This is a genomic window from Dietzia sp. CW19 (genome assembly GCF_014145265.1).
GTDB classification, from domain to species: domain Bacteria; phylum Actinomycetota; class Actinomycetes; order Mycobacteriales; family Mycobacteriaceae; genus Dietzia; species Dietzia natronolimnaea.
In genome coordinates, this window is the sequence record NZ_JAALEE010000263.1 from 1,854 (window position 1) to 4,256 (window position 2,403).

The window sequence follows — 2,403 nt, forward strand, 5'->3', positions numbered from 1 at the left end:
GTGCCCCTGCTCCTCGGTGGACAGGCGATGGTCTGGGCCGGGTTCTTCGCCGAGGCAAAGGGCGCCTTCGCCGCGTTCGCCGCCACCACCGTCCTGGTCCTGGTCTGGCGCCTCCTGATGGCGGGGCTGACCACGGCCCCACAGAACTATCTCCGTGACGTCTCGGTGGCCCTGTTCGTCCTGGTGTGGATCGCGGTCCCCGGCGCTCTCGGCGCCATGCTCGCGGACGGCGACCACGGGGCGCAGCGTGTCGTCGCCCTGATCCTGTTGGTGGTGTGTTCGGACGTCGGGGGATACGTCACCGGCGTGCTGTTCGGCAGACACCCGATGGCGCCCGCGGTGAGCCCCAAGAAGTCGTGGGAGGGCTTCGCCGGATCGATGGTGTTCGCCATCATCGGCGGGGCGCTCGTGGTGGTGCTGCTGTTCGACGACAACTTCCTCAAGGGCGTCCTGCTCGGCGTCCTCACCGTCTTCACGGCGACCCTGGGCGACCTCATCGAGTCACAGGTCAAGCGGGACCTGGGCATCAAGGACATGGGCACCATGCTGCCCGGCCACGGCGGCTTCATGGACCGCCTCGACTCGGTCCTGCCCACCGCCGTCGTGGTGTGGATCATCTTCACCTACGTCGTCCCGACCTGAGCGTGCGGGGGCGCGCTCACCGGCGGTCGGCCGTGGGGACGACACCCCTCAGTGGTGGCGGGCCGACACCTTGCGCGCCTTCCGGGCGCGCATCCGCAGCTGCAGGATCCGGAATCCGGCGAACAGCGCCATGATCAGCGCGCCGGCGATGGCGGCGAACAGGATCAGGACCCCCAGGGGGAGCCTGAACTCCAGCCCCAGATACCGCACGCCCGTGGACGTGGTGTTCTGCGCGATGAAGATCAGCAACAGGATCGTCACCAGGGCGCCGAGGACCAGTCCCACCCAGGCCGACCCCAGCTTGCCGCCGTGGGTGTCCATGACGTCGTCGTCGTGGCTCCCGCGTCCACCGCGTGAGTCCCCGGCGGGGACCGTCGCAGGAGCCGAGGCGTGGGTGTCCTCGACCGGCGCGATCTCCGCTGCTCCGGCGGTGTGGTCGGTGTGCTGGGGATCAACTGGTTCGTGCGAACGCGTGGCCATGGGAGGACTCTATTCCCTCACCGGCGCCGACGGCATCCGCTGGCGGTGTGTCGTGCGGTCCGGTTTCTGACACAATGGCAGCCATCATGGTTGAACCACTACCCCTCGTCTTCGACGCCCCCCGCCGGGGTCTTCCGCCTCGTCACTTCGCCGACCTCGACGCAGAGGGCCGGGCTGCGGCGATGAGCGAACTGGGGGTCCCCGCCTTCCGGGGGAAGCAGCTCGCCAACCAGTACTTCGGACGACTCGAGGCCGACCCCGCGGAGATGACAGACCTCCCGGTCGGTCTGCGTGAACAGATCGGTTCCGAGTTGTTCCCGCGCCTGGCCTCCTCGGTCCGGCACATCTCCGCCGACGGGGGCACCACGCGCAAGACGTTGTGGAAGCTGCACGACGGCTCGCTGGTGGAGAGCGTGCTCATGCGCTACCCGGACCGGGCGACGCTGTGCATCTCCAGCCAGGCCGGGTGCGGCATGGCGTGCCCGTTCTGCGCCACCGGCCAGGCCGGGCTCGACCGCAACCTCTCGGCCGCCGAGATTCTCGAGCAGGTGCGCGAGGCCGCCCGGGCGATGCGGGACGGCGAGGTCCCCGGCGGCCCGGGACGACTGTCCAACGTGGTGTTCATGGGGATGGGTGAGCCGCTGGCCAACTACAAGCGGGTCCTCACGGCTGTCCGGGGGATCGTCTCGCCGCCGCCGTCCGGGTTCGGATTGTCCCAGCGTTCGGTCACGGTCTCGACGGTCGGAGTCGTCCCCGCGATCCATCGCCTCGCGGAGGAGGGACTCCAGGTGACCCTGGCGGTCTCGCTGCACACCCCTGACGACGAACTGCGCGACACCCTCGTGCCGGTCAACAACCGGTGGCCCGTCTCCGAGGTCATGGACGCCGCGCGGCACTACGCCGACGCCACGGGCCGGCGGGTGTCGATCGAGTACGCGTTGATCCGCGATGTGAACGACCAGACGTGGCGCGGGGAGATGCTCGGTCGGCTGCTCGTACAGCGCCTCGGGCCCATGGCCCACGTCAACCTGATCCCTCTCAACCCGACTCCGGGCAGCGAGTGGGACGCCAGCCCGAAGCCCCAGCAGGACGCGTTCGTCGCCGCGGTCCAGCAGTCCGGTGTCTCCTGCACCGTCCGGGACACCCGTGGGCAGGAGATCGCCGCCGCCTGCGGCCAGCTCGCCGCCGAAGGCTGAGCTCCGAGGGCCGATCACCGTGAGGTGGGCCCGGGCCGTCCCCGATCACGGACGAGGCCGCCGCCCGCGGATGTCGCGGGCGGCG

The 2,403-nt window shown here is 70.1% G+C and carries 3 protein-coding genes; 2 read left to right on the top strand and 1 reads right to left on the bottom strand.

All coding sequences use genetic code 11. The features are described from left to right. Nucleotides 1–642 (top strand): phosphatidate cytidylyltransferase (locus G6021_RS08550; protein ID WP_182639877.1); only part of this gene is annotated, 642 nt, incomplete at its 5' end. 48 nt (nucleotides 643–690) lie between these two features. Here the strand turns inward: G6021_RS08550 and G6021_RS08555 are convergent. Continuing rightward, the gene (locus tag G6021_RS08555; protein WP_182641063.1) at nucleotides 691–1,122 is read right to left on the bottom strand and encodes a lipopolysaccharide assembly protein LapA domain-containing protein; all 432 of its coding nucleotides are present in this window, start codon (nucleotides 1,120–1,122) and stop codon (nucleotides 691–693) included. Between the two features lie 86 nt (nucleotides 1,123–1,208). On the opposite strand from G6021_RS08555, the gene rlmN reads away from it, so the two are divergent. Beyond that, the gene (gene rlmN, locus G6021_RS08560) at nucleotides 1,209–2,318 is read left to right on the top strand and encodes a 23S rRNA (adenine(2503)-C(2))-methyltransferase RlmN (protein WP_179525453.1); all 1,110 of its coding nucleotides are present in this window, start codon (nucleotides 1,209–1,211) and stop codon (nucleotides 2,316–2,318) included. Nucleotides 2,319–2,403 lie beyond the last annotated feature (85 nt).

Bases quoted from the DNA above. Each gene is read 5' to 3' on its own strand.
- G6021_RS08555 (WP_182641063.1), bottom strand. From the start codon at position 1,122: ATGGCCACGCGTTCGCACGAACCAGTTGATCCCCAGCACACCGACCAC.
- rlmN (WP_179525453.1), top strand. From the start codon at position 1,209: ATGGTTGAACCACTACCCCTCGTCTTCGACGCCCCCCGCCGGGGTCTT.